The following is a 26469-nucleotide window of genomic DNA, read 5'->3' on the forward strand; positions in this document are numbered from 1 at the left end:
GCAGGGGTCCGGCTAAAAACAATGAGACGGGATAGGATGGACCATCCGACACAGACGATCCCCCGTTCTAGGAAGCCCTGTCGAAGCGCATCACCGCAAACACGGTCCTGAACAAGATGGCGAGATCGAGCCAGATTGACCAGTTCCGCACATATTGGCTATCCAGCGCCACACGGCTGGGGTAGTCCATGCTGCTTCTGCCGCTTACCTGCCAGAGGCCGGTAACGCCCGGTCTCGTGCGAAGGTATTCCTCCAGATGGTCGCCATAGCGCTTGAGTTCGTCCTTCACGATGGGCCGCGGCCCCACGCAGCTCATGTCGCCACGGATGACGTTGAAGAGCTGGGGAAGTTCGTCGAGGCTCGACTTGCGCAGGATCCACCCGAGGGACGTGACGCGGGGATCGTCCCTGATCTTGTGAGTCTCCTCCCACTCCGCGGTGACCTGGGGATTGGCTTCGAGATATGCTTTGAGAACTTCGTCCGAATTCGCGACCATGGTGCGGAATTTGTAGCAATTGAACGGCTTTCCGCCGAAGCCGACCCGGCTGTGTGAGAACATCGCCGGACCTCCCGTCGTTATCCTGATCAGCAGGGCAACGACGATCATGACCGGCGCGGCCATGACAAGGGCCGAGATTGCCACGACCAGATCCATGAACCGCTTCGAGATGCCTCCCAGGCGAGGGTTCGTCGTTCCTGCCCTAAGCGAGGGCGACAGGTCTGCCAGCACTGCCCCGGCATTGTTGGGCTTGGGCGAGGCAACGACATGCAGGACTGTCGTCCGGCCGTCGTCAGGCTCGGGGAGAAACGGATGAATCCAGATCGTCGCTCCCTTGTGCGGCTGTTTCTCGAAGGCGTCTGTTGTCATTGGACGGTTGCCGGTTCGAAATTGTCCTCGACACTCTTCCAAGGCCGAGGCTTGTGAGCAAGAAAGGCAAAGGAGGTAGCGCGGCGCTCCGGGGCTATCCCCTTATCCCAAGGAATGATCCCCCTACACGCTTTGACGACTTCCGAAGGAGGATTCTCGATACCGGCCTCACGCCTTGCGGCGCTTGGACGTCATCGCGCGGGCCTTCGTCAGGAGCACGCCAAGTATCGGCGTCCTGCTGGCCTGCAGCGTCCTGACAAGTTCCCGCAGTGTTTCGACTTGTGTCCTGCCCCACTCGGCGACGATCACGACGCAGTCCAGGACCGATCCCACAATCAGCTCGTCGGCGCCCGAGGCGAGCGTCGGCAGGTTGACGATCACGATGTCGTAGGCGGCAAACTCGTATGCGGCCAGGTCGCTGGCGGTAAGTTCCGCAAGGAGCGCCTTCATCTTGTCTGGCGCCAGCAGATGCTTTTCGTCCACCACCGAACTTGGCAGCATGTCGAACGGCCGTCCCGGGGCGCGGACGATGTTGAGGCGAACGGGATCCTGGCACGGTCTGTCGAAGGCCCGTGACGGGCCGAGCAGACGTGTGGTCATGCTCGCCCGGATGTCGGCGTCGATCACCAGCGTCTTCAGGCCGGACATCGCGTAAAGCGTGGCAAGATTGCTGGCGACGGAACTTTTCGAACTGTCGTTGGAGACAGCGGTCAACCCAAGGAATCTTATCGGATGACTGGTTTCCGCAAGGCTGATTTCCGTTCGTGCCTTCCTGAGGCCGTGGCTGAAGGGGGAATACGGGTATTTCACCACTTCGTCGAGGCGGCCGGAATCCATTCTCCAGCTGGTGGGCGGCACCTCTCCGACGCATTCGACACCCAGATTGTCGCGGATGTGCCGCGGCGACCTTATGGTCCAGTCGAACGTATGCCTGGCAAACGAAATTCCGATACCGAGAATGAGCCCGGTAACTGCCGCCAAGGCCAGAAACAGTTTCGGCCTGGGAGCGCTCGGATAGAGCGGCGCCGTCGCAGCCGTGATCACCCTTGCGTCGGCGACCGGATACGACTGCTGGCTTACCGAGTTGGTGTAGGCCTGGAGGAAGCTTTCGTACATCTTCTGGTAGGTTTCAGCAGTCACCTCAAGCTCTTCGAGCGTCGGCACAGCGCTCGTGCCGCCGCTGGCTTCGTGGCCGACGCTATAGTCGTGCCGCGACCGGAACTCCTGCGCTTTCGCCATGGCCTCGTTCATCTGGGTGCGCAACTGGCCAAGGCGCTGCTCGAGCCACGCGCCGCCTTCCTTCGCGGCGTCGGTCTTGGTTTCGATCTGTTCGCGCACGAAGGCATCGGCCGTGGCGTTCGCAATCCTGGCTGCGCCCTCGGGATCAAAAGAGGTGAAGGATATGTCTATCGCATAGGAAACGCCGACCCTGCGGATGTCGATGCCGTTGCGGAAAATAAACATGCTGCGCCGAGACTTTTGGTAATCGGTCAGCGTCGCAGGCGTTTCAGGCACGCCTAGGCCGAAATGCTCCCAAAGCGAGGTGAACCAGGCGCTTTTCCGGGGCCCGAAAGCGTCACGCAGGATGGCTCCTATCCTCCTGAATCTCTCCCGAAAAGTCGGAGCCTGCGGACGGTTGAACTCGGGGTCATCGATGAGCTTCAGCTGGTCGATGACCATCGCAGCGATCTTTTCCGACTGCATGACTGCGATCTGGCTTTCCACTTGGGCGGTATCCAATGACAGATTTACTTCACCACCCTCCTGCAGGTGTTGCGGCAATTTCGGCTCGATCAGGATCTGCGCGCTGGCGGTGAAGGTTGGGTCGGTGGTCAAATTGTAGAAGCCGGCCACCAAGAGCGCCGCGGCAAGGCAGGCGATGATGGTGCCAACATAGCACCGCAGAAATCTGGTTATGTCGGAGAGGCCAATGAACTCCTGTTCGACGGAAGCCTGCTGGTCCGTTGTCGAGGGCCATTGATTGGGAAACATGCGGTTCATTCAACGCCTCCGGCAGGCGTGCGCGGAAACCCTGCGCGCACGCCGTCCCCATGCAGGTGGTCCTTGGCATTCGGCCACTGTTTTCATTGAAAGCCGAGGCCCCGCGATCCCAGATTGCCGCAAAAGACTATCCCGGCGGTGCGGAAGGTAAACGCCGCCAATTGGCGTATGCGGCTACGTCCTATGGGAGGGAAGAAGGCGCTGCAATTCTGCTTGAGTCCTGCGCACAAATGACAGCTGCCGCTGCAGCGAGCCCTGCCGTGTGTGATTCAACATCATCTTTTGTGTGAGCGTATCGATCCTCACGGAGACAACTTCGAGGGTTTCGCCGTTCTCAAGCGCCTGCACAGAAAACGCGGCGCAGTCCGTCATCGCGTTTTCCGACGGATAAAGTTGCGTCGCCTCCTTCTCGATTTCGACTTGCGTGGCCTGAAGCAGGCGGACCAGCCGGCCGAGGCGCCTTTCATCGACATCTTTGCGCGATGGAGACCTCAATGCGGGAAACGGCATTTTGCGGCCCAATCCTTACCTGAGCGCCCGAATGGAACGCATGTGCCAGAATACAAAACGCGCTCGCCTCTACGAGGCATCCTTTCGGCGGTCGCCTGGCATCTCCTATTGGATGAGGGGAACGTATCTGGGTATCTGGACTGCCCGAATTCCTGACGAGGCCGGCGCCCCGCAGCATGCTAAGAATCCTCGTGTTGGAGCGATTTCGGAGCGGAAGGTGTCCCACTCAATTACATCACGAGACGGTGTCGGGCCGGCCGCCACACTGGATGGTAGTGGACGTGACTTGGGCAGCCATTTGATTGCCGCCAAGATGGCGCTCAATCGCCGGGCTGTTCCTTGACGGCCTTGGTTCCAAGACGTCGGCACATTTCGCAGTCTGCCTGCCTGACGCCGCTGCTTCCAGCTCCTCGCCGGGGCCATGGTGACAGCCTTGTCGGAGAAGCCAATAATCCGGCTCTGGTGCGCTGCTCCGTCCAAAAGGGCGCCGAGACATGGTAGATGCTCTCGACCTGCAGTTGCGCCAAGATCCATAGGTCGGAGCCAGCAGTTAGAGATTTCTTGAGAAGGGACTCGAGTATGGCATCCGAGCTGGTGTGTTTCGTCATGAGCGGGGGCGTGGGCTCACGCCTGTGGCCGCTTTCGCGCGAAGACAATCCAAAGCAATTCCATGACCTTTCGGGCGACGGTTCAATGCTGGCAAAGACTGTCCGGCGGCTCAAGGCGCGGCCAGACAATCAAACCCCAATCTACCTGATCGCTTCCGAACGACATGCCGATCGCGTTATCTCTGACATTGCTTCGCTCGGCCTGAACGGCGGTAAACCGATCTTCGAGCCTGTCGGTCGCAATACCGCCGCAGCCGTCGCCATAGCCACCCTGCAGACAATCTCGGAACATGGCAGCGATGCACTTGTGCTCGTGGTTCCCTCCGATCATGAAATATCGACCGACGCGCAATTCTGGGAGACCGTCGAGTCGGGCGTTCCTGCCGCCGAGTCAGGGAGCATCATCGTGTTCGGCATCAAGCCAACGCACCCGGAAACTGGATACGGCTACATCGAGGTTGCAGCAACTGACGACCGCGTGGCTGCAGTTTCGCGCTTCGTCGAAAAGCCCAACGCCGAGACAGCGCGCAAATACGTGTCGTCAGGACGATTCTACTGGAACGCCGGCATTTTCCTGTTTCGCGCCGACACCATGCGTCGGGCATTTCTCGATCTGCAGCCGGACATCTGGGAAACTGCAGACCGGGCCCACAAGACAGCGCGCACGGACCTCTCGGGTATCTGTCTCCCCCAGGGATTCTACTCGGCCGTCCCCTCCACCTCGATCGACTACGCCGTCATGGAGCATGCACGCGATATTGCAATGGTTACAGCTTCCTTCCGATGGAACGACCTTGGGTCGTGGCAATCGCTGCTCGAAGCCAGCCCGACAGACGGCAATGGCAATGTCGTTATGGGCGACATCGTCGCCATGGACTGCGACAGCTCCTACCTTAGAAGCCAAGGCAGGCTGCTGACCGTCATCGGCATGAAGGGGGTGGCGGTAGTAGCGACACCGGACGCGGTGTTCGTCGCCCCTGTCAGCCACAGCCAGAACGTGAAGAAGGTCGTCGAGCAGTTAGAAAAGAGCGGACGGCTCGAGACGAAGTACACGCCCTCGGGAGACCGGGTCATCATCAACGGTTCCTGGCGCAAGCGCGTCGAACATTGGCTCTTCAACGAAACCCTGCCGCTTTGGTCCACCGTAGGGGTCGATGATATGAACGGCGGCTTTCACGAGGCGCTCGGTTTCGACATGAGGCCGCTGGGGAAGCCCAAGCGCATGCGCACCATGGCTCGCCAGATCTACGCCTTCGCGGTTGCCAAGGAACGCGGCTGGGCCGGACCAGCCGACAAGCTGATCGACCACGGCATCGACTTCATTGCCAAACATGGCCGTACCACCCGTGGCGGCTGGGTGCGCACCCTTAATGTCAATGGCAGCGTGGCTGACCCCGCGGAGGACGCATACGATCATTCCTGCGTACTCCTGGCACTTTGCCATGCTCATCGATGCGGCCATCGCGAGGCCTTCCGACTGGCACAAGAGACATTTCATTTCATCGACGCGCATCTAGAAGACGACCGTCTGAACGGCTTCCTGGAAACCTCCGGCTCCAACGGGATGCGGTTTTCGAACCCCCACATGCACATGCTGGAGGCTTTCCTTGCGTGGCATGGCGTTACTGGCGACCGCACCTATCTGCGCCGGGCGGCTCGCGTGGTCGATCTCTTCAGATGCCATTTCTTCGACCAGGAGAGCTGGACGGTAGGGGAAAATTTCGACGTCGACTGGCTACCTTTGCCTGGAGAAAAAGGCTTGTCGACCGAACCAGGCCACCATTTCGAATGGGCCTCGCTTCTCATCGATTTCGCTCANCTGGAGAAAAAGGCTTGTCGACCGAACCAGGCCACCATTTCGAATGGGCCTCGCTTCTCATCGATTTCGCTCAAAAAAGCGGACAAAAGGACTTGGCCAGTTACGCACGGAAGCTCTATTCGTCCGCGATCGCCAGCGGATTGAATCGGGCTACGGGTCTGGCTTACGCGGCTGTGTCGCGGCAGGGAATACCCATCGACCGGCTCTCCCGCAGTTGGCCGCAATGCGAGGCCATCAAGGCAGCCATAGCCTTGGACGGCATAGGCGGGCCTGATTTGAAACCAGAGATAGAGGCCCGTGTCGCCCGCCTCTTTCGATGGCATATCGATCCCGCCCCCCTTGGCTTGTGGATCGACAGAATTGACGAGCGAGGAAGATCACAGGCAACGGAGGTTCCCGCCAGCATTTTCTACCACTTGGTGACAGCCTTGATGCAGTATTTGGACAAGACCGAAGGGCAGATCGAATCTTTCCCGATGCCGGCTTTGGGCCTGGGCAAGGGCGTCGCCGCGCGGGCTCTGGGCTAGGCCTCACGGTCTGCCCAACACTATTCATCCGGCTGGGTACGGAAGAATTCGACAGCGTGGCAGGCCAGCGATGTACGCGCCCGTACGATCAAAGGTGGCGAGACCCGTCGCGGACGGCAAGCGGCGACCCCGTTAGCTGGGTAAGTGACCATGGTTTCTCTGATAAAAGACTTGTCGCCGTTCTCCGATGCGACGTCTCAGCGGCGACGGCGGTATCGTGGTGTCCCAAGGTGGAAGGGCAAGCTACGGCTAATTCGGTATGCCTGCCTCTGTGTCGTCGCTCCAAACCGGGATAGCATGCTTACAATATGTCTAAACGGACGCACAGATTGAGCTTTTCCAATCTGGTTGCCGCCGTGGATCGCGATTAAATCGCTCAAGGCGAGGTGATGTGAGTCCAAATACCCTTCTTGTCCGGACAGTTGAGAAGCATACCATGGCAAAAAAGAAATCGCGTACTAGGCCCAGCAGTGATCTCTTGAAATTGCTGGCCACCAAGCCTCGAGCTGTTGCCCTTGCCGCGTTGCACGTAAGTGAATCGGTGCTGCTTGAACTTGAGGCATCGGAATTGTTGTCGGCAAGACAGATAAGAGGGCTGCTCAAGGACGCATCAAAGACCTTGCGGAATGCCGCCGGCCAAGTGGACAATCGCAGCAGCTTCATCGCCGCCGAAATAGTCGATTCCATGCAGGAAACTTTCACAAGAAATAAAAGCTAGCTGCCGGGTTGCGACGCACAACGCTTGCTTTCGCATGCTGGTAGCTGCGAAGTCGCACAGGTACCCATCACGCCAAATTTAATGTACATTCGATCCGTTGGGGATAGAAAGGAAGACATCGGGCGGGATTATAGATGTTGTACGCTTCACAGTTTTTGGGCGGGAATGAAAAGCGCTCATCGTATATCAGGCTTGCCGACGAGGATTCGGCGCTCATGAAGACGCTGGGGTTCACACCGAAGCGTTATCCACCCGAGACGGTCATTTTCAGCCAGGGTGAGGACAATGATCGCGTATTCATAGTCGAGTCGGGCTGGGGTTGCCTGTCGCACGAACTTGCAGGGGGGCAACGACAGATCCTTGATTTTGCCTTGAAAGGGAATCTCGTCCTGTCCCGGTCGAGCGGGGGTGGCGCGCTTGAAACGTTTGTTGCTCAAACCGAACTGAACGTCTTGGTAGCCTCGACCAAGACATTTACGCTCGCAGCCATGAAATCCCCCCATCTTTTCTCCCTTGTCGTCGAGGCTCTTGGGCACAAGGCTGCGGTCATCGCTGAACATCTCACCAATGTTGGACGACGCAGTGCCTTGGCGCGTACCGCACATCTGTTCCTCGAATTGAGGACGCGCCTGGAACACATAGGCTCCGTCACCCGCGATAGCTATGAATGCCCTTTGACCCAGTACGATCTCGCGGACGCCCTCGGTCTCACTCCAATTCATGTCAACAGGATGCTGCGCGAACTGCGCGAGCGTAAATTTCTCGAGTTCCGGCAAGGCCGTGTTCGCGTGCTCGATCTACGAGGCATGACGGAATATGCGGGTTTCGAATGCAGCTATATCGACAGTTGACATCTGTAGGAGCAACTTGGCATCCAGATGCCTCCTGAGCGAGGAGCGCATTGCCGTCCCGCAGCAAGGCCGGCAAAAGGGTTGGCTCTGCACGGCCATTGGCGCCGGATGACCCTTCCCAGGGATTCCGCCCGGCCGGCTCCCCGCACCTTGCGTGTTCGACCGCCCATGCTTCCGCGGCCGCTGACGCCTGGGTGATTTCCATCTCCCTTTAGCTGCTAGCCAGCAAAGCCCTCATCGTAGCCCTTTGAGGCAAATGTTGGTGTCCACACCAAACCTATGGCGCAGCGCCGATGCCTCCGGTGCGCGGCTCGCTCATCGCGGCGCTGTCAATTCCACATGCAAGCAGCTTTGCCAGCGCGAGCTACATCCCCTCATTGGACACGAGCTGGAATGGCCGGCGCGGTCTGGGGTGTTGGGATGCGGGCCGCACCGGCCATCGCGGTCGGGGGGCCTCCCGCAAGGCGTGGTATATCTTATATTAGCGACAGCGCAATTAAGCCTATCGGACGACCACCACCATCGCCGGGACCGGAAGGGATCGCGTGCAAACCGAGCATTGCGGACTTGCTGTTCAGACCTATTTTGAGAGCGGAACGCAGAGGCTGAAGGACGGCATGCTAGAATAGAGCGCCGGGAATGCCGACTGCGCGACGCGATACAGCACGATCCCTCCCCTCACTGCAGCCGAGCTGGAGCCGACCGGAGCGGGAGGTCGGCAGGGCTCGTCGGCGGCCCTAGCCCTTTCGCGTTAGATGGTGTCGTCATACAGCCATATAGCGCCGCTGGATAGAGAGGATGGGGGATGGGAACTGCATGACGGAAGATTGCCGTCCCAGGGTCACGCCGTGCTCGACGTAGAGTCACTCGCAGGCAATGTGGTCCCTACCATCTGAATGTTCCTATGGCCGCCAAGTCAGCATGCGGGCAGTAGCCGCGTTGGCCAGCTCTCAGAATGAAGCGCACCGGGCACCCAAGGCCTCGGACGGCCATATGGATTTTGGTGCTCAGACCGCCGCGCGAACGGCCAAGGGCCTGATCTTCAGACCCCCTTTTTGGCTCCCGAGGCGTGCTGGTGGGCGCGGATGATGATGGAGTCGACGATCAGATACTCAAAGTCGGGATCATCCGACTTCGCTGCGAAGATGCGCCACACCCCTACGGCTCCCCCGGCTGAACCGGCGGAAGACGCTGTTCCAATCTCCGAATGCATCGCGCAGATCGCGCCCCTTGCGAACGATCCAAAGCACTGCTTCCACGACCATCCGGTTGTTGCGGCCTGACGAACCTCGCGTCCGCAGGTCGCCCGATGATATGCGCCGACATGCGCTCCCAATGGTCGTCACGAAGAATCAGACGGTCGAGAACACCCAGGTCTGTCTCCAAAAGGCAGCCTTGAATCTGATTTGCTCAGCCTTGGGAATCCCCAAGAGTCCACACGACCTAGGCGAGAGGTCTTGCCGAAAACCTTTTCAACAATATCAGGCCCACCCCAGGTGAGATGGCGTCTGCTGGGTGGACGCTGGAGTCAATCGGCGTACATCAACTCATATTAGGCCGCAATAACTTCGAGAACCACAAGGCGGACTGCTGGGGCCGGAAGACCCTGGCGTATTTCCGCACTGGTACGATCCGACACTTTACATATTATGTGAGCTTCAATTGGGGGCTATAACAAATGAAAGAAGAGACCGGCGTTCAGAAGCTGGTGCGCACGCTGCGTGCCCGAGCACCTGATGACGCAGCTGAATTGCTCGCCGGAGAGTCTCCCGAGTTCATCCGCGACACACTAAAGCTGTTGCCGGACGGGCACGCCCGTAAGGTGGCCGAGCATTTGCCACTGCATGTGCTGCCCATCAGCTCTCATGGCCATGGCAGGGATTTCGCGATCCCCGAGTCGCTCGTCGAGGTGATGGACCCGATTCCCGGCAGCGTTCCTGTCGGGACGACGGTTGCTGCCGCGGTGGAAGCTGTCAGACGCGCCGAGGTGCCGACCGAGCTCACTTATCTCTGCGTCACGGACGAGGGCAATAAACTGCTTGGCCTGGTGGTCCTGCGCGATCTTATGCTGAGCGAACCGGAGGCGATTGTCGATCAGATCATGCTGCCCAGGCCGTTCGCTCTTAATGTCGGTCTCTCTTTGAGCAACGCATGCAAGGCAGCGGTACGGCGTCACTACCCTGTCTATCCGGTGGTGGACGCGGAGAACCGGCTGCTCGGGCAGGTTCGAGGCTGGCGCTTGTTCGAGCAGCAGATCATCGAGATTTCCGCCCAGTCTGGCCAGATGGTAGGTGTTCAGAAGGAGGAGCGGTCGTTTACGCCGCTGTGTTCAGCCTTCTTGAANCGCCCAGTCTGGCCAGATGGTAGGTGTTCAGAAGGAGGAGCGGTCGTTTACGCCGCTGTGTTCAGCCTTCTTGAAGCGTCATCCCTGGCTGCAGTTGAACCTCGTGACAGCCTTCATGGCCGCATTCGTGGTCAGTTCCTTCACGGGCACGATCGAGAAGATCGTCGCCCTGGCGGCGTTCCTTCCGGTCTTGGCCGGGCAGAGCGGAAACACCGGCTGCCAGGCACTGGCTATGACGTTGCGTGGCCTTGCCCTGGGGGACGTGGACAAACGACCGAAGCTGCATTTGGTGATGAGAGAGGGCGCGCTCGGGATCGCCAACGGCGTGCTCGTCGGCCTTGTTGCGGCCGCGGCGATGTGGTTCTACGCGTCGAGGCAACCGGAGTCGGCCGCCCAGGCGCCAATGCTGGCGCTTGTGATCCTGCTTGCCATGTCCGGATCCTGCCTCATGTCCGGAATCTCCGGTGTGCTGATCCCCTTGGGCCTGCGCCGGATCGGCGCCGATCCGGCGGTCGCTTCGGCGATCTTCCTCACCACCGTGACCGATATTGTGGGCATGGGGCTGATGCTGGGGCTGGCCACTATGCTCGTGCTGTAGCAAGGCGCGTCCGGTGATGCGTCCCTGGGAGTGGAGGCAATAAGCTGACCTCGTCGCATTCAGCGAAATTGCAAGGGCCAGGCCGCATCGCGCACGCGTGGCGAGAGCACCTTTCGGCAGCTCCGATCTTTGCGCAACGCGACGGAAGACCTTCGGACGAGCCGTGGGCGGCCTTGAAGCCGCATTCGGCGACCAGATAGCGCAGAATCGCGCACGCGAAATTAATCTTGTCGGCTGTGTGATCACCAGTAAGGATGATTTGAGTTAGCGGCGCTGCGCCAAATACCTCGTGCAGCAACGCTGAGAAGATGTTTTGACAACCAGCGCGGCCGAAATTGGAATAAGCCCCGATATTTTGTTGCGTAGTTGCAACAGCTGCTGGGACTCGCATAGTCTGTGGCCACTTCAGTCGCCTTTTTCTTGTGGTCGTGCTAAATCCCTCGCACTAGTCGGGTTTGGGGTGGGTTCTCGGCATGCAATCTTGGCTTCGAACGATCTTCGGCTTCGCCGCAGCGCTGCTTTTTAGCAGCGTATTGCCGGCCGGCGCACAAGGTCTTTTTACGGCCTACGACGATGCGTTTTCAGCCCGCATCGCCAGTCCGGCCGACAATGGAACGCTTGCCCAATTCGTCACGGTTGCCGTCAACGCGGGACAATACGATCAGGCGATCTCCTCGATCGAGCAATATCTGATCAAATACCCCCGCGACGCGCGCGCCCGGCTTGCGGCAAGCCGGTTGTATTATCATGTCGGCTCCTATGAATTGGCCCGGCGGCAGGTGCAGTACGGCATCGAAGTCGGCGGTTTGACCGCAAGTGAGCAGCAGGAAGCTGTTCGCCTGCTCGCCCGCATCGAGCGCGCGCTGCGTGGCGTCACCTGGGAACTCGCGATGACCGGCGGCGTATTCAGCGCATTTACGGATTTTGAGCCAGGCGGGGCGCAGGACGACGAGAGCTTCGTCTCGCCCTACGGGCAGGCGGAAGGCTTTGTGCGGTGGGACCTCGGCACGCCAAGTGCCGACGCCCTCGTTCTTTCGGGGTCGTTGACGGGGACGGAGCGTTTTTTCACGGAAGACCTGTCGGTCCCGGGTGGCGAGAAGACTTTTATCCACGGCAACGCAGCGATTACCTGGGACAAGGGGCTGCCCAACAGTGGGATCGATTCGCTGCGCCTGCTGCTTTCCGCGTTTACCGTTACAGACCGTTTCGACAGCGATATCCACGAAACCGGTATCGGCCTCAGTGGACGTTTCCTCGTTCGCCCGACGGTCGAGACGACCATGTTCGCCGGTGGCGGCTACATCGATCTAAGCGCCTCGCAAGGCATTTTCGCCGATAGCAGGGTCTTCTATGAGGCAGGCGGCAGCTACCGCTTCCGCAACGGCCAGGCGCTCGGACTGCGCTTTGTCGGCTCGAATGACTTCGCTTCCGGATCTGGCGAAATCGGCCGCAGCTACACGGGCGAGGTCCGCTATGGCGGCCTGTTGATGAACGTACCGGATCTTTTCGCATGGTCGCATCAGATCGCCTTCTCTGCCGGCCATAGCGACACTCCCGATCTTTCTGTCGGCATTGGCACGAAGATCAAGAGCGATTTCTGGCGCATTGCCTCGGAAAGCGATTTTCAGCTGACGGAAGCGCAGAAGATCGGCGTCGATCTCGCCTATCGCGAAACCAACTTTGCCGTCGCCAACCGCGACCGAAAATCGTTCGAAATGCTCATGAGCTACACGTTGACGCTCAATTGAAAGAGGCCGCGATGAGGTACCGTCAGATCGCCATTATTATCGCCTGCCTTGCCTTCGCGGCACCATCCGCCGCCGAGACGGTCGGGTCGATGACAGCCTATCAGACCAACATCGTCCGCAATAACGGTGGGACAATGAACGTTGGTGCCGGCGTCGAACTCGGCGACCAGCTGCGCAGCGATCCCACCGGTCTTGGAATGCTGGTGTTCCGGGATGAATCGAGTGCCAAGATTGGTCCGAACACCAGCCTGACGATCGATGAATTCGTCTACAATCCGGGCTCCGGATCGGGAAAGATCGACATCGGGATGAACAGCGGCCTGGCCCGTTTTTATGGCGGCCAGGTTTCGAAACGGGGCGTCATGCAGGTTGCGACGCCGCACATGGTGCTCGGGGCGAGAGGCGGCATCATCGAAGTGCTGGTGGCAGCCGGCCAGACCGTCGGCATACTGCGCGCCGGCCGCATGACCTGCACGATCAAGGGCAAACGGCTGGTCATCACAAACCCGGGCTACGCCTGCACATCGGAAGATGGCAAGCTGCTGACCGGCTACGGCGGAATCGACACCTTCGCGATATTGGACAGTATCGACCGGATAGCCGGCAACGGCCTGCCAGGCGCACCGGGTCCTGGATTGGACGTAAGCGCAATTTGTGCGTCGGCACTCGGCGGCTCGCTCAAAGTCTGCGAGTCGACGGACGGCGCATTGCCAGGAGTGGTCATGGAATTCCCTGACAGCCCAACGCCACCTGTGGGCGGTGGGCGGCGGCGGGGTGGCGATGGCGATGGCTGCTCCCCCTTCTGCAATTAAGCCCGGCCGCCCGGCATGAGCCCCTTTGCTGATTGGCGCTGGACCGTCAGGCGCAAGATATCCAGTCTCGTGCTCGTTCTTTTGCTGCTCGCTTGCCATTTGGCTTTCGACGGGCCGCTGTCGCGACTGCGCGAACGCACGTACGACTTCTACCAGTTTCTCGCCCCACGCCAGGCGACGAGCAATCCTGTCGTGATCGTCTCGATAGACGACGCCAGCCTTAGGGCACATGGGCGCTGGCCCTGGAACCGTGGCCTCTTGGCCGATCTGGTCGATGGCATCACCGAATCCGGCGCGGCGGTGGTCGGGCTTGCGCTGGTACTCCCTGAGGCCGACACCTCGCCTGAGGGCATCGCCGGAGACAAGCGCCTGGCAGCGGCGCTGGCCAAAAATCGAACGGCGCTTGCCGTCAGCCTTGGCACTGAGGCGACGGTTTCAGAAGCAGAACCCAAAGCCGGCTGGTCGATCGTCGGGCAAGTACCCGATACACTTCCCGGCTTCACCGGCCTGACCGGCTCGCTTGCCGAATTCTCGAACGCCGCCGCGGGCCTCGGCGTGATTCGCACCTTGCCCGATCCCGACGGTGTACTGCGCCATGTGCCGCTGCTCTGGCTTCGCAACGCCGCTGAAGGCGTGCAGCTGTGGCCGTCCTTCGCACTCGAGCTCCTGCGCCTTAACGCCGGACAGGACGGTTACATAGCCCGGATGAATGCAGCCGGGTTCGACGCACTCAAGATGGCCGGCGCCATTGTGCCGCTCGAGCCAGAGGGGAGCATCCGCCTCTGGGAAACCGCCACCGATACGCCCCGCGTGCCTGCCAGCACTATCCTTTCGGGCCATGGCGATCCGCGGCTGCGGGACGCTATCGCCATCGTCGACCTGTCGGCTGTGGGACTGACGCAGTACGTGCCCACGCCGACGCGTCCGGCGCGACCAGGCGCGGACATCCACGCCGATGCGATCGGCCAGATGCTTGCCGGGCGCTACCTGGCAGAGCCAACGCACGCGCGTATGGTCGAGCGGCTCTGGTTTCTCCTCAGTGCCGTCGTTTTCATCGGGCTTTCCGGAGCGCTCGCCGGACGTGTCGTGCTTGGCGCTCTCGCCGTGGCGCTGCTGGCCGTCACGCCGTTCGTGTTCGGCGCTCTCGAATACAGCTTGCAGGGTGCGCTATATGACCCGCTGCAGCCGGCGCTTGCAACGATCATGGTTGCGGGCTTCGAAGGCTATACTCTCTACAGGCGCAGCGAGCAGCGCCGGTCTACCCTGACCCGACAGTTCTCCCAATATCTGTCGCCCTCCGTCGTGCAGCGCCTCGCAAGCTCGGACACCGAGGCAATCCTGTCCGGCGAGAAGCGCGAGATCACAATTTTGATAAGCGACATACGCGGCTTCACGACGATGAGCGAACAGCTCGACACCCAAGAAATCGCCAAGGTGGTCAACCATTTCCTCGGCATTGCGACCGATGAGATCCTCAAGCGCGACGGCACCATTGACAAGTTCATGGGCGATGCGGTGCTGGCCTTCTGGAACGCACCGCTTGATCAACCCGATCACCGCGAGCGTGGGCTCGAGGCGGGCCTTGCCCTGATCGAGCGGGTGAAGCGCGAAAACGCCGCCTTCACCTCGGATGGCTATCGCTCCATCGCGATCGGCGTCGCCATCGAGACCGGCATCTGCTCGGTAGGCAATTTCGGCTCCGAACGGCGCTTCGATTACACCGCGATCGGCTCCCCGGTGAACCGCGCGGCACGGCTCGAATCGACGACCAAGAAGCTGGGCATCCCCTTGGTGCTTGGACCCGGCTTTGCAGCGGGAGCATCGATGCCGGTCGTCCAGGCGGGCGCCTTTGAGCTCCAAGGTTTCAAGGGCGAGGTGCCGGTTTTCACCGTTCCGGAGATGCAGATTGCTCACCAAGGTATGAGCCGCGAATTAGAGAGCCAACATGGTGAGCAATCTGGCGCCCCTGCCGTGGTGGTTGGTTCGCCGCCATCCGTGCAAATAGCACCGCCCGATGTTGCACCCCGAACCCGAAGCACACGCTGACTGGATCCGGCGGATAGCAGGGATGCCGACCTGCATTGTGAATTAAAACTAAGACCGCTGGGAGGCCTGAGGCGAGGAGGATGCCAAGTGCTGAAACGGTCAGTCGTCATCACCATCGACAATGACGCCCTCCTTAAATGTGGGTCGTTGAAACGCGGCGCGTCGGTGGAGCGAAAAGGCTAAAAAGGCAAACATCATGGTTGTAGCAGACATGCGGTACGCGGCGACTGCATGCTGGAGCCGAGTACTCGCTTAAAGGGCGGGACAGGCCCTCCGGGCGCCTCAGTTCTGCTGAGGGCGTTTGATCGCGTCAGCTATGGCCAACAGCCGCACGCAAAAGCGGACCGTCGGCCCCAGGCCAAGCATTTTCCACTTTGAGGCGAAATAATTCTCAACTATGGTTCGCCAGGCTTAAGGCAGGGGGGTTGCCGATGGTTTTGTCACGCAGGGGTGTCGTGCTCGGCGGCCTGGCGGCGGTCGCGGTCGGTGCGACGGGCAATATTGTTCAAGCCGCGACGGGAAAATCCTTTTTCGCCGGTACCGCGAGTGACAACAATTTTGTCTATCGCAAGACCAACTTCGCCAAGATCGACAAGAGATGGCATCGCCAGATTGTCAAGTATTTCAGCAGCGAGACGGTCGGCACCGTCGTGGTCGATACCCGCCACCACTTCCTCTACCTCATCATGGAAAATAAGACCGCCATCCGCTACGGCGTCGGCGTCGGCAAGGAGGGCTTCAAATGGTACGGCCGCGCCACGATCGACCGCCGCGCGCTGTGGCCGCAATGGGTCCCGCCGCCCGAAATGCTTAAGCGCAGGCCGGAACTGCCGCCCATGGTCGCAGGCGGCGCGCCCAACAATCCGCTCGGGCCGCGCGCGCTCTATCTGTACCGCGACGGCGCCGACATCGGCTACCGCCTGCATGGCACGCTGGAGCCATGGAGCATCGGCACCGACGCTTCCAGCGGCTGCATACGCATGTTCCCGGAAGACATCATCGACCTCTACCAGCGGTGCCCGATCGGAACCGCCGTGGAGGTGCTGCCGCACATCGCCGACCAGGCGCCCGCTTCCACCACTGTCGAATGATTGGCGCCTCATGAACCGAATGATTGAAAACACGCGCCGGCTGCTCGCCATGGGCCTGCTGGTGCTGGCCGCATCCTGCTCGACAAGCAACACGCTGGCCCCCACGCCCGACGTCACCAACGCCGAGATTGCCGGCTTCCAGAACGTGCAGCCAGGCAGCGAGGAGGATTTTATCCTCAATGTCGGCCGCCGCACCTACTTCACGCAAGGTTCGGCCGCGCTCGATTCTGTCGCCAAGGCGACCCTCGACACCCAGATCGCCTGGTTGGCAAAGCATCCGCGCTGGCTGCTCAAGCTGCAGGGTTTCGCCGACGATCCCGGCGCAAGTGAAACGGCGCTGTCGCAGCAGCGCGCCGATGCGGTGATGGGCTACCTCGCCGCCGGCGGCATAGACCGCAACCGCATATGGGCCAAGGGCTACGGCAAGGACAGGCTCGTCCGCGACTGCCCCGACGCAGCCTGCAGGTCGCAGAACCGCCGCGTTGTGTCTAATTTGCGCGATGAGAGGGACGAGTCGTAGGAGCTTGTCACCTATCTAGTATACGAATGAGGATGGATGTCAGACGCAAGAGATGCCTTGTCGCCAAATCCTCTCTCTGCTCGATGGCTTCGCGGTCGTGTTGCTCTTCGACCGTCTCAGCCTCATGAGAATTCATCCGTGTGAAAAGAGCCTCGCAGGTCGGCGGGAGCGGGCCTAACAGGTAGCAGTCCTCATCCCACTCAACACAGTTTGCCACGAGCGGAACCAATTGCTTCCTGAACAGTTGTTCAGATTGGCGCATAATGTTTGCGGCGTACGTTTCCAGCCGATTGGCGTGCTCGGCGTACGAAGCAAGACGAAACAGCCGCCATGGGGAATTTCAATGAGATTGGTCTGGATCGCCGCGCCCGTGGCGTTGTTGCTGGGCCTTGGCGCACAGCCGGCGTTCGCCGTTTGTAACATTTCCGATGCGAAGCTCGAAGAAGCCGTCCTCAAAAGCCCGGAATTACGCAATCCGAACAATCGCTATCTCGTCCGGGACCTGCGAACTCTGAGGGATGCGGCGTTCCTGCTTTGGTCGTACGGCTTACAAGACGATTGCGAACGTCTGCTCGCCAATATCCGCCAACTGATCGCCGCTCCCTCGATGGCGAAGCTTGGGGGCAACGACGAGGACCTGGCCGATGAACAGGTAGCCGCCGAAGAACCACAGCAGCATCAAGGCGGTAAGGTTCAGGGCAATCGCGGTGCTCCAGGCGAACTTCCTCTCATCGACATAGATGATCTTGGGCCTGGCCTGCGTGTAGACGAGATTGTCGGCTCTGAAGTTCGCAGTTCGGACGACAAGATCGTTGGCGAAGTTCGCAACGTAGTAATTGGAACCAAGGACCGATGGGACTATGCGGTCATTGCATCGGGGGGCTTTTTCATCGCCGGCAAAGACAGCATCGTCGTGCCGCTTCGGTATATGCAGGTCAATCAGGAGCGAAACAGCTTTTACCTACGCATCTCCAGCGCCGATGTTAAAGCCGTTCCGTTGATGCCCGATCAGGAATATCGCTGGCTTGCAGATGAAGCATGGCGAGCGAAGAACGACGCCATCTTCCGGAGTCTGATGCCTGACCCGGTTCGATATGGCTCGCCCGTAGATCAGCAGCCCACCACCAAAGCTCAGTGACCGTTAGCGCTTGTCAACATCGTTGCGACACTCCGGGAAGGCATTTGTCAATTTGGGAATCAGATTGCGTCTCGGCATGATTGCGACCCGAACGACCGCAACGGGAGCGGAAAGCGGCCCCAATTCGTTTGCTCGCCAGTGAAATTGCTTAGGTTAACCGCCGCCCAGGTCGGTTCGAACCATCGAGGGAATAGAAGACCGGCAATGCAACTAGTCGCTGGCAAACAATAATCGCAATCCGAAAACGAGGGCTTGGGGGAACCGCCATGCATCTGACGAACGAGAGCATCATAGTCATTTTGGTAGTCGGCCTTATTGCCGGATGGTTGGCCGGAAAGATCGTGCGGGGGGCCGGCTTTGGTGTGATCGGGGACATTGCAATCGGAATCATCGGCGCGTTCATAGGAGACTGGCTGTTGCCCCGCTTAGGCGTCCATCTCGGGGGCGGAACGATCAGCTTAATCGTCAATGCCACCGTCGGCGCAATTGTACTTCTCCTAATTATTAGGTTGATTGCTTGAAGCGGTCGTTTCGGCGGAGGATGGAGAGGTCGATTTGGCCGTTGGCGGTAGCACTCGTCGAACCGACCTGCGTTGAAGAGCCCATCTGGATGATCATCGCTCGATCTGGCTTGTTTTCCCCGCGGTTCTCGGCGACACGCTGGATATCTCGTGTTCCGCGCGAGACGAGGCCGTCACGATAGTATGGACGGAGAGTGGCGGGCCGCGTGTCGAGGAACCAAGGGTCGCTCGGGGCCACGGGAGCAAGCTGCTGGAGCGCAGCGTCGCAGGGCACTTGCGCGGGGCCATTTTCTATGATTGCGAGGCAGATGGCCTCGTGGTCACTTTGAAAGTGAACCCGGACCGCCTCGCTCAATGAATATCACGACGTCGGGATCGGCGGCGAAAGAGCCCATGGCGCCGTTCCGGCGTCCCAGATGAGAAGAATCGGTTAGTTTAAAAGCAGATCACGCAACGACGCGGCTCTCGCCGCATTGGTCATAGGGTTTAGCATAGAACAGGCTGCCCCCGGCAGATCTTTCAGCCCACCGCGCATTGTCCGGAATCAAGACGATCTTACCAGGAGGCCATCCTTCAGCGCGCCATGCCAAGGCACCGGATTGGTATTGCTCCCTGATCACTCCCGGTGATAAGGAACCTCCTCCTCAGGGCCAGTGCTGGAATGGGCAAATATCGGGAACACCGTCAGTCGCGGAGCCAGGGCTTCGAGGGCGATAACCATCATGATAGTTCGGAACCGAGTTATTTCGACCGCAGGCCAGCACCACCCCAGCCTTCGTCAGCGACGACCTCCGTACATGATGCTGAGGTACTCTGGTTGAACGCAGAAAAGGGTTTCGGCTTCTTGAAGCTCAGGGATGGTTCTGATGCCTTCATTCACCTCTCGAAGGTGCAGGCTGCGGGGCATGACAGCCTTCCCGAGGGTGCACGGCTGAAGGTCCGAACCGAACACGGCCAAAAGGGGGCTCAGGTTGTCGAAGTAGTTTCTGTGAGCGTCGAAGACGTTGCTTCGAAGGTTGCAAAGCGTCCCGCCGAAGCCTCAGTTCCTTTGCAGGAACACGAGGGGCAGGAAGCCGTCGGCGTCGTGATGCGATACGATCTAAACAAGGGGTTCGGCTTCATTGCGTTAGATGCCGGTGGGAAGGACGTGTTTGTTCATGCGACTACTCTAACCCGTAGCGGAGTTGACAGCCTCGAAGTCGGCCAGAAAGTGATCATCACTTACAGCCGGGGTCATAAAGGCTGGAGGCGCGAACAATGCGGCTTTGCTGAGTGGGCGCCGCATCCAAGGTCAAGCGCTATGTCGCCCAAAACAGTGCGACGGTGTAACCCTGGGCACCGGTAACGTGATTGAGACCGAACAGGATCGGTGTCGCTGAAGCTGACGGTGGAGTGGCCGATGACAAACGTAGTTGCGCTGCATGGCGATAAGCGGTGGAAAGCCGTGCTTGAATATCAACACGAGAATGGACCGATCAGCATCGAACACTTCCTTGAAGAGATTTCCGAGCTGCACCTGATCATGGAGCACGGACCCGACTGGAACATGCTTATTCGCTGCACAGTCACGCTGAACCGGCCGGACGGTGGTGAAGACCAGAATAGTGTCGAAAAAGCCTGGCAAAACGAACGAGGATCAGGTTGACATTCCCGCGACTGGGAATTGGAACCCGTATGTTGGCTACGCCGAGCGCGCCAGGGTACTCGGCCTGCCTGGGATTTTGATGGATGCGGAAGGCATGCCGGCTTTGGCTTTGCCCGGTCGCGTCAAGAACAGCACTGGTTCGGTTTCGAGCACAAGGCGGACGGTGAACGGTACCTGTGAGGTCCAGAAGGCGAAGCGCCCGAAGGCTCGCCACATTGGCGTTCGCGTCGTTGGGTATGGACGCCCTCACTCATGCGCAATAAGGATGGCAATGCGGCGCGCCGTGTTTGCATGTTCGCCGCAGCGGCGAGTCAGGTGACGAAGACGATTGTTCAATGACGCAGCGCCGGGCAGGTTGGTTTTCAAATTCAACGTTGCGCAGCAAAAGTGTCGATATCATAGGGGATGGTCATGAGCGACAACAAGCCGAGAGCCGACGTTACTAAGGATTGGCAAGCAACGCAGGGCCAGAAGTCTTCCGCCACGCGTCTTCGCCTTTTCGCCGCACTGGCGTGGATAGTGGCCATTGGCGGTGAGATCTACGGCATTATTCTCCTTCGCCAGAACAAGTTCGACCAGGGACACCTGCCGCTGATCATGGGCCTTCTGATCGGCATCGCGATTTTCGCAATCGCCGGCAACTTGTTGTGGAAAGCGGCCAACAGGCACGATCCCGCCCGTGCATCCGATAGGGCGAGTTTCTTCTTCCAGAACCAGCTTGGCGCCATCATCACGCTGATTGCCTTCCTCCCGCTGGTTTTCCTGATCCTCACCGACAAAAACATGGATCCGCAGACCAAGAAGGTTGCCGGCGGCCTCGGCGCCGCGCTGGCCGTGCTCGCGACGGTCATGGGGATCAGTTTCAAACCCCCATCGGTCGAACAGTACACCCAGGATATGAACGCATGCGCGGCCCAGATCAAATCGGGGCAGCCCACCACCGCCTGTTCGCCTGACGTCGCCGCCCAGGCGCAGGCGATCGCCACGGACAGCGCTGCGGTAACAGCGGCGACTCAGGACCCGAGCCACCCCACTGGACAGGATGTCGTCTACTGGATCGCGCCCGAAAACGGAGCCGCGAAGTCCTCCGAGCCGCATGTTTTCCACCTCTGCGCAGGCGTCAGTCCGCTCAAGGACAAGACTGTGAATAGCGGCTCCGTGACGGAGGCGTACGCACAGAACGCCATCCGCATCACCAAGCAGATCGATATGGAACAGAAGCAGTGCGGGTTTACAGCCAAAACCAGCACCAACTGAACACGCCCTGCGCTCCATCGCGTCACTGGTCTTGTTGAGAGGGGGCTGCAAGCACCATTCAACGGCCAATAGCGGAAATGCTAACCTGAGCAGCCGAAACGATGCCAGAAAAGCTTGTAATGATCATTCGTCATGCCGAAAAGCCGATCCCAGGCGCTCGCGGTCGTCACCCGATGGCCAAACAGAGCTGGCAAGCCTAATAGATTGCGACCACACCCGAAGGTTGGCAGCGAGAGAAGAAGGCATGGGCTCCGACATAACCGAAAGCCTCAAGGACGTAGAAAAGAGCCATGCCTATGGCCTATGCGTCATTGCTTCATGGTACCGGGTGCTATCGCCTCGGGCATTACTAGGAGGCCGCAATATATCTTTGCCACGACGCTGTTGGGGCTCGCCAATTGCTCCCGTATCGCCCCGAAGCTACGCGACAAGCTATTCAGCCGGACGACGCGGATGACGCCGCGCGAGTTCCAGGAACTCGCGCGCCAAGTGATGCTGGCACATCCTAGCCTTTCGGAAGATGCCGCCCTTGGTCTCATTGCCGATGCCCGCAGGGACGCGGCAAGCAAGCCTAGCCGCTACCGGCGCGCGCTAAACCGTCCATAGCCGATGATCCCGGGCTTAACCCATTGCGTCGCGGGCCGCTTCATCCCGTTGGGCGCCGGCCCTGCGTGGTCCTGGACGCTTTCGGCTGGTATCACTCGATAGCAAGGCTGACTCTATGAAAATAAGGTTCTCGCCGTTCACAAGGCTATCCATGCTCCTTCCGTTGAACAAAGAGTACACGAACGTCAGGCAGCCTCGGCCCGGAAACATGAAGTCGTGCGGTTCGACGACAATGCACGGCACCTCCTCTAGAATCTTGCCGCAGTCGCGAGTTGCCTGCAGTTCGGCGCCTTCGATATCCATCTTAAGCATCACCAATCTTGTTCTGGGCAATTTGGCAAGAAGGCTCCGTAAGGTGATCGACGGAATACCTTGCCCGTCTGATACTGATCTGGCCCAGGAAGAACTCTCGCTGTTCACAAGCGCAACCTCACCGTCATGACTCCAAAGCGCGCCGTAGACCGGTATAATCCGCTCTAAACCGGCGCAGTTTGACGTCAGCATTCCAAACGCTTGACGGTCCGGTTCAATGGCCATCACGATGGCATCGGGATATTGGTCTCCAAAAAAGATCGACGAATAGCCAACGTTGGCGCCCGCATCCACAATCACGGGTACCAGTCCCGCTTTTCTCCATTTTTTCGCGAGGCGGTTGAGCGCGGCTTGGCCTTCCTTACCGACTTCGTATTCGCAATGCCCAAGAACTTGGGAGGCGACAAACAAGTCGCTGTCGGTGGGTCTGATCAGCAATTCATGATTGCGCCAGCGAACTTTCATCGCCGATCGGATCCTCAGCACACGGCGAAGCAGTACCGAGACTGATTTCTTCCAGCCGATGGCGCGCACCAGGCCATCGATATGATAGAGCTTCGAGTAGTAGCTCAACTCTCAATCCTCAACGTCCAAGGGCGCAGCAACGCCCAGCAGCCGCTATTTATGCGTTAATGCTAATATAAGTGGAACACATCCAAATGGACGAAGCAGAGCCGCCCTGCAAATGATCAGGGAAACCATCGAGGATCATTGCCCGCCGGGCGTGCTCATCAGCGAGGAAGCAGTGAGCTGCATCTATGGCCCGACGCTCTATGGCGAAGCGGAGGCGATTTCCGCCGCAATTGTCGCAACGGTCCAGAGATTGCAGTTGCGATCGACCGTGAAGCCGCCGGCACCGAGCATCAAGGCGTAGCGCTTCTGCTGGTGGCGATCTCCGTTTGAGGGTTCGCCGCAACGAGAGGATAATATTCCTCGCCAACGTCTGCTTGCAAGAAGGTGCGTAAGAATGCCCGCTATTTTTCCCGAAAATCCTTGAGAGAGGCGTGACGTAGCTTCTCTTCGCCTTTCAGGAACCGCACGCGGCCGACCAGACCTGGTGTCTACGGCTTTGAAGGGCCGCGAAGCGCTGGCAAGTCTCTGAACGCAATTTGAATGCCCCCTCCTAACTGCTAGCCGCCGTTCCTACGCTCCACCTTATCCGAGTTTTGCCAGCTTTGCCGCCTGACGAATGGCCTTGACGGCATCAGGGTTGGCCACAGGGTAGCCGGCGATGAAGCGTTCGATCGAAAACTCCGGGAATTCGGTCTGTAGCCGGGCTGCCAACCCGGCCGCTTCAACGCCCTCACCGATCGCCGCATGGGCCAACGCCAGGAACATGATCACATTGGGAGAATCAGGCGTGGCCCTGCGCAGCGATGCGATGGCCTCGCGATGCCGGCCAGCGGCGAACAGGATGCGGCCCTGCATGCCGAAATACCAGGCTGGCGCGAGCGGGTTGAGGCGCATGGCACGCTCGATGAGAGGCATCGCCTCGGCCGGATCGCCAACGACCAGTGCCCGGCTGCCGGCCAGCAGCACCAGTGTGTCGGCATGATTGGAACCGTATTCAAATGCGCGCTGGAGCGCACGCTCCGCCGCCTCGAAATCACCCAGGCAACCCATGACGTCGCACAGGCAATTTTGAGCGCTGCTATCCATCGGATCGAAACGCAGTGCATTTTCGACCGCCGCCAGCCATCTTTCGATCGCTCCGTTGATGTCGCCGCCGAAGCCGTGGCAGGACTGGATCGAATAGGCGTAGGCCAGCTCGGTCCACCCCCTGACCAGGGTAGGCTCCAGTTCGAGCGCTCGCGAAAGCAGCCGGATCGCCGCGGCATTGCCGGCGCGGCTGAAGGTATTATGCTGTTCGACACCCAGCAGATAAAGATCATAGGCACGCAGGCTGGACGGCGGCTTGCGTATGATCTCGTTGCGACCGATCGTGGCAAGCGCCCCATTGCTGCCGGCGAGCACATTGATGACGCTTTCGGTCAGGCTGTCCTGCAGCTCGAAAATGGTCTCGACGGGGCGATCATAGCGCTCGCTCCATAGGCTGACACCGCTCCTGGCATCGGCAAGCTCGATCGTCAGCCTAACCCGCCGGTCGTGGGCGCGCAGTTGGCCCGAGACGATATAGGTGGCGCCTAGCGCCTTGCCGTCGGCGGCGAAATCCACCCGCTTGCTGCCCAGCGATTTCATAGTGTGAAAGGCGATCACCGGCAGATCGGCGTAGCGAGCGAGATCGATGCTGATGTCCGACGACAGGCCGTCGGCGAAGCGGCGCCAGCGTTCGTCGCCGCTCAGGCATTCAATCGGAAAGATGGCGAGCACCGGCGAGGCCTCGGCCAGAGAAGGTGCCAGGACCGCGAGGGCTGCGCCATTGATTTGGGAGGCAAGCGCGATCTTGTTGTTGACGCCGAGCTTCTCGTAAATGGCGGCGATATGGGTGCGGACCGTCGAGGGGGCGATGAACAGCGCCTCGCCGATCTCGCGATAGGTCAGGCCCGACGCAAATCTTTCCGCCACCGCGCGCTCGCGGTCCGATAGCGCGTCAGTCTGTGAAGACGTAGCAATGCGGTTCATAAAGTTCCCTGCCATCGGATAGGCATGGTTTCAACTGCTGCCGCCGCAAAATACTACAAATGCAGGACGCGAAACACCGCATCTGACCGATGGCGCGTTCCCTCGCCGGAGCACAGGCTCCCAGCGTGCCCAGCGAACAGGGCCATTGATATCGAGGAGCACACCCATGACAACGACTCCGACTAGCCTATCCGATGTCTACGGCGCGATGCGCCTTGACCCCAGCGAACGGCAGCCGACGGCAGCCGGGCGCACGCAGAACCGGTCCGGTTTGAAGAGCCTGGTCAAGGAATGGAGCGACCGTGCCTACTTCCGACACCAGCTGGCATGTATGGCGACCAATTCGCCCGAGCTAATCGACGACATCGGGCTGACTTTGAAACAGGTAGAGGCTGAGATAGCCAAGCCATTCTGGCGGGAATGACTTTTGGCCGGGACCCGCCTCACCGCCAGTTCTCAGGGCGGAGCATGCGGTCGTGTTCGCGCCGAGCACGATCTGGCGCTTTCTCGACCGTCACTCGATGACCTTCAAAAAAANCAGCGAGCAGGATCGGCCCGACGTGCTCGCGCGGCGACGCGCCTGGTTCAAGGCCCAGCCTGATCTCGATCCCGAACGGTTGGTCTTTATCGACGAGACCCGGCGCATCGACGAAGATGGCTCGCCTGCGTGGACGGGCAAAGCGGGGCAATGCGGTGCCGATCTCCGATCCCGCACGGGCACTGGAAAACGACTACTTTTACAGGCGCATTGCGCCTGACGGGCATGACTGCGCCGATGGTCCTCGACGGACCGATGACGGGTGAATGGTTCGCCGCTTATGCCGAGCATGTATTGGCGCCTACGCTTCGAGTTGGTGACATCGTCATCCTCGACAACCTGCCCGCTCACAAAGTCGCCGCCGCCNAAACGACTACTTTTACAGGCGCATTGCGCCTGACGGGCATGACTGCGCCGATGGTCCTCGACGGACCGATGACGCTGGCAGTTCGTTGAGCCCCTCTCAGACACCCCAGGATTGTAGTAGACAACCTGCGCCGTCAGCAACCAGTTCCCAAACCTTTCGCCGGAACTGTGACCCAATCGATCGACTGAACTGCAGCCCATATTCCTTCAGCATGGACCGTGTCTGATTTTCGAGATCGCGACGGATCTCGACAAGTCTCGACCGGGCGACGAGCATGGACCGGGTGGCCTGACTCTCTGCGCTCTTGACCTTCACTTCTCGATACCAGCCGACGCGAACCAGTTCGGCCAGTCCGCGGGCATCATTCTCATCACTCTTGTTCATTCGCACTGAAAGCGCTGCCTTTGCATGCCGAGCATCAAGGCAGACGACCGGCAACCC

20 protein-coding genes and 4 pseudogenes are annotated in these 26469 nt (G+C 59.8%); 17 read left to right on the plus strand and 7 right to left on the minus strand.

Annotated elements, in window-relative coordinates; all coding sequences use genetic code 11:
• Positions 1 to 67: 67 nt before the first annotated feature.
• The 3 genes from X742_RS0138400 to X742_RS143525 form a co-directional block, all read right to left on the minus strand.
• The gene (locus X742_RS0138400) at positions 68 to 868 is read right to left on the minus strand and encodes a sugar transferase (protein ID WP_023774777.1); all 801 of its coding nucleotides are present in this window, start codon (positions 866 to 868) and stop codon (positions 68 to 70) included.
• Between the two features lie 168 nt (positions 869 to 1036).
• Positions 1037 to 2869, minus strand: coding sequence for a GNVR domain-containing protein (locus tag X742_RS143530; RefSeq protein ID WP_023774778.1), 1833 nt, complete (start codon positions 2867 to 2869; stop codon positions 1037 to 1039).
• Positions 2870 to 3043: 174 nt separating this feature from the next.
• Positions 3044 to 3379 carry a hypothetical protein gene (locus X742_RS143525; RefSeq protein ID WP_023774779.1) on the minus strand — a complete coding sequence of 112 codons (336 nt, stop codon included), beginning with the start codon at positions 3377 to 3379 and terminating at the stop codon, positions 3044 to 3046.
• A 579-nt stretch (positions 3380 to 3958) separates the two neighbouring features.
• Here X742_RS143525 and X742_RS03600 point away from each other — a divergent pair.
• The 3 genes and pseudogenes from X742_RS03600 to X742_RS143515 all read left to right on the plus strand — a co-directional run bounded on the left by X742_RS03600 (position 3959) and on the right by X742_RS143515 (position 7902).
• A pseudogene (locus tag X742_RS03600) lies at positions 3959 to 6333 on the plus strand (AGE family epimerase/isomerase).
• A gap of 436 nt (positions 6334 to 6769) precedes the next feature.
• On the plus strand, positions 6770 to 7051 hold the full coding sequence (locus X742_RS143520) for a hypothetical protein (RefSeq protein WP_023774782.1): 282 nt from the start codon (positions 6770 to 6772) through the stop codon (positions 7049 to 7051).
• A 215-nt stretch (positions 7052 to 7266) separates the two neighbouring features.
• Positions 7267 to 7902: a Crp/Fnr family transcriptional regulator gene (locus X742_RS143515; RefSeq protein WP_245275623.1), complete on the plus strand. Its 636-nt coding sequence runs from the start codon at positions 7267 to 7269 to the stop codon at positions 7900 to 7902.
• A gap of 933 nt (positions 7903 to 8835) precedes the next feature.
• Here the strand turns inward: X742_RS143515 and X742_RS01000000170690 are convergent.
• Positions 8836 to 9276, minus strand: a pseudogene (locus tag X742_RS01000000170690) (IS5 family transposase); the annotation flags it as partial.
• A 1040-nt stretch (positions 9277 to 10316) separates the two neighbouring features.
• On the opposite strand from X742_RS01000000170690, the gene X742_RS1000000175000 reads away from it, so the two are divergent.
• The 11 genes from X742_RS1000000175000 (at position 10317) to X742_RS143455 (ending at position 21622) form a co-directional block, all read left to right on the plus strand.
• The gene (locus X742_RS1000000175000) at positions 10317 to 10844 is read left to right on the plus strand and encodes a magnesium transporter (protein ID WP_051407734.1); all 528 of its coding nucleotides are present in this window, start codon (positions 10317 to 10319) and stop codon (positions 10842 to 10844) included.
• Positions 10845 to 11317: 473 nt separating this feature from the next.
• On the plus strand, positions 11318 to 12592 hold the full coding sequence (locus X742_RS143510; RefSeq protein WP_023774788.1) for a tetratricopeptide repeat protein: 1275 nt from the start codon (positions 11318 to 11320) through the stop codon (positions 12590 to 12592).
• Positions 12593 to 12603: 11 nt separating this feature from the next.
• Positions 12604 to 13404 (plus strand): FecR domain-containing protein, encoded by an 801-nt coding sequence (locus X742_RS143505; protein ID WP_023774789.1) that lies wholly within the window; start codon positions 12604 to 12606, stop codon positions 13402 to 13404.
• Between the two features lie 15 nt (positions 13405 to 13419).
• Complete coding sequence (locus X742_RS143500) at positions 13420 to 15450, plus strand: adenylate/guanylate cyclase domain-containing protein (protein WP_023774790.1); 2031 nt, start codon at positions 13420 to 13422, stop codon at positions 15448 to 15450.
• A gap of 431 nt (positions 15451 to 15881) precedes the next feature.
• A complete protein-coding gene (locus X742_RS143495; RefSeq protein WP_023774791.1) occupies positions 15882 to 16541 on the plus strand; it encodes a L,D-transpeptidase in 660 nt (219 codons plus the stop codon).
• A 10-nt stretch (positions 16542 to 16551) separates the two neighbouring features.
• Positions 16552 to 17061, plus strand: a complete 510-nt coding sequence (locus tag X742_RS143490; RefSeq protein ID WP_023785049.1) for an OmpA family protein — start codon at positions 16552 to 16554, stop codon at positions 17059 to 17061.
• 295 nt (positions 17062 to 17356) lie between these two features.
• Complete coding sequence (locus X742_RS143480; protein WP_031248491.1) at positions 17357 to 18199, plus strand: PRC-barrel domain-containing protein; 843 nt, start codon at positions 17357 to 17359, stop codon at positions 18197 to 18199.
• A gap of 266 nt (positions 18200 to 18465) precedes the next feature.
• Positions 18466 to 18720 (plus strand): GlsB/YeaQ/YmgE family stress response membrane protein, encoded by a 255-nt coding sequence (locus X742_RS143475; RefSeq protein WP_023774795.1) that lies wholly within the window; start codon positions 18466 to 18468, stop codon positions 18718 to 18720.
• An 817-nt stretch (positions 18721 to 19537) separates the two neighbouring features.
• Positions 19538 to 20065, plus strand: a complete 528-nt coding sequence (locus X742_RS01000000170700) for a cold shock domain-containing protein (protein ID WP_051407736.1) — start codon at positions 19538 to 19540, stop codon at positions 20063 to 20065.
• Between the two features lie 24 nt (positions 20066 to 20089).
• Complete coding sequence (locus X742_RS143465; RefSeq protein ID WP_023774798.1) at positions 20090 to 20365, plus strand: hypothetical protein; 276 nt, start codon at positions 20090 to 20092, stop codon at positions 20363 to 20365.
• Between the two features lie 411 nt (positions 20366 to 20776).
• Positions 20777 to 21622: a hypothetical protein gene (locus X742_RS143455; RefSeq protein WP_031248493.1), complete on the plus strand. Its 846-nt coding sequence runs from the start codon at positions 20777 to 20779 to the stop codon at positions 21620 to 21622.
• Positions 21623 to 22243: 621 nt separating this feature from the next.
• Here X742_RS143455 and X742_RS143445 read toward each other — a convergent pair.
• Positions 22244 to 23113 (minus strand): FkbM family methyltransferase, encoded by an 870-nt coding sequence (locus X742_RS143445; RefSeq protein ID WP_023774802.1) that lies wholly within the window; start codon positions 23111 to 23113, stop codon positions 22244 to 22246.
• A 112-nt stretch (positions 23114 to 23225) separates the two neighbouring features.
• Between X742_RS143445 and X742_RS143440 the strand changes: the two genes are divergently transcribed.
• On the plus strand, positions 23226 to 23414 hold the full coding sequence (locus tag X742_RS143440) for a hypothetical protein (protein ID WP_023774803.1): 189 nt from the start codon (positions 23226 to 23228) through the stop codon (positions 23412 to 23414).
• Positions 23415 to 23695: 281 nt separating this feature from the next.
• Here X742_RS143440 and X742_RS143435 read toward each other — a convergent pair whose 3' ends face one another.
• On the minus strand, positions 23696 to 25123 hold the full coding sequence (locus X742_RS143435; protein ID WP_023774804.1) for a LuxR C-terminal-related transcriptional regulator: 1428 nt from the start codon (positions 25121 to 25123) through the stop codon (positions 23696 to 23698).
• Positions 25124 to 25289: 166 nt separating this feature from the next.
• On the opposite strand from X742_RS143435, the gene X742_RS03505 reads away from it, so the two are divergent.
• Positions 25290 to 25547, plus strand: coding sequence for a hypothetical protein (locus tag X742_RS03505; protein WP_023774805.1), 258 nt, complete (start codon positions 25290 to 25292; stop codon positions 25545 to 25547).
• Between the two features lie 100 nt (positions 25548 to 25647).
• A pseudogene (locus X742_RS1000000173160) lies at positions 25648 to 26021 on the plus strand (transposase); the annotation flags it as partial.
• 136 nt (positions 26022 to 26157) lie between these two features.
• Here X742_RS1000000173160 and X742_RS143430 read toward each other — a convergent pair.
• Positions 26158 to 26469: pseudogene (locus X742_RS143430) on the minus strand (transposase); the annotation flags it as partial.

It is taken from the genome of Mesorhizobium sp. LNHC229A00, assembly GCF_000502415.1.
Taxonomy (GTDB): Bacteria; Pseudomonadota; Alphaproteobacteria; order Rhizobiales; family Rhizobiaceae; genus Mesorhizobium.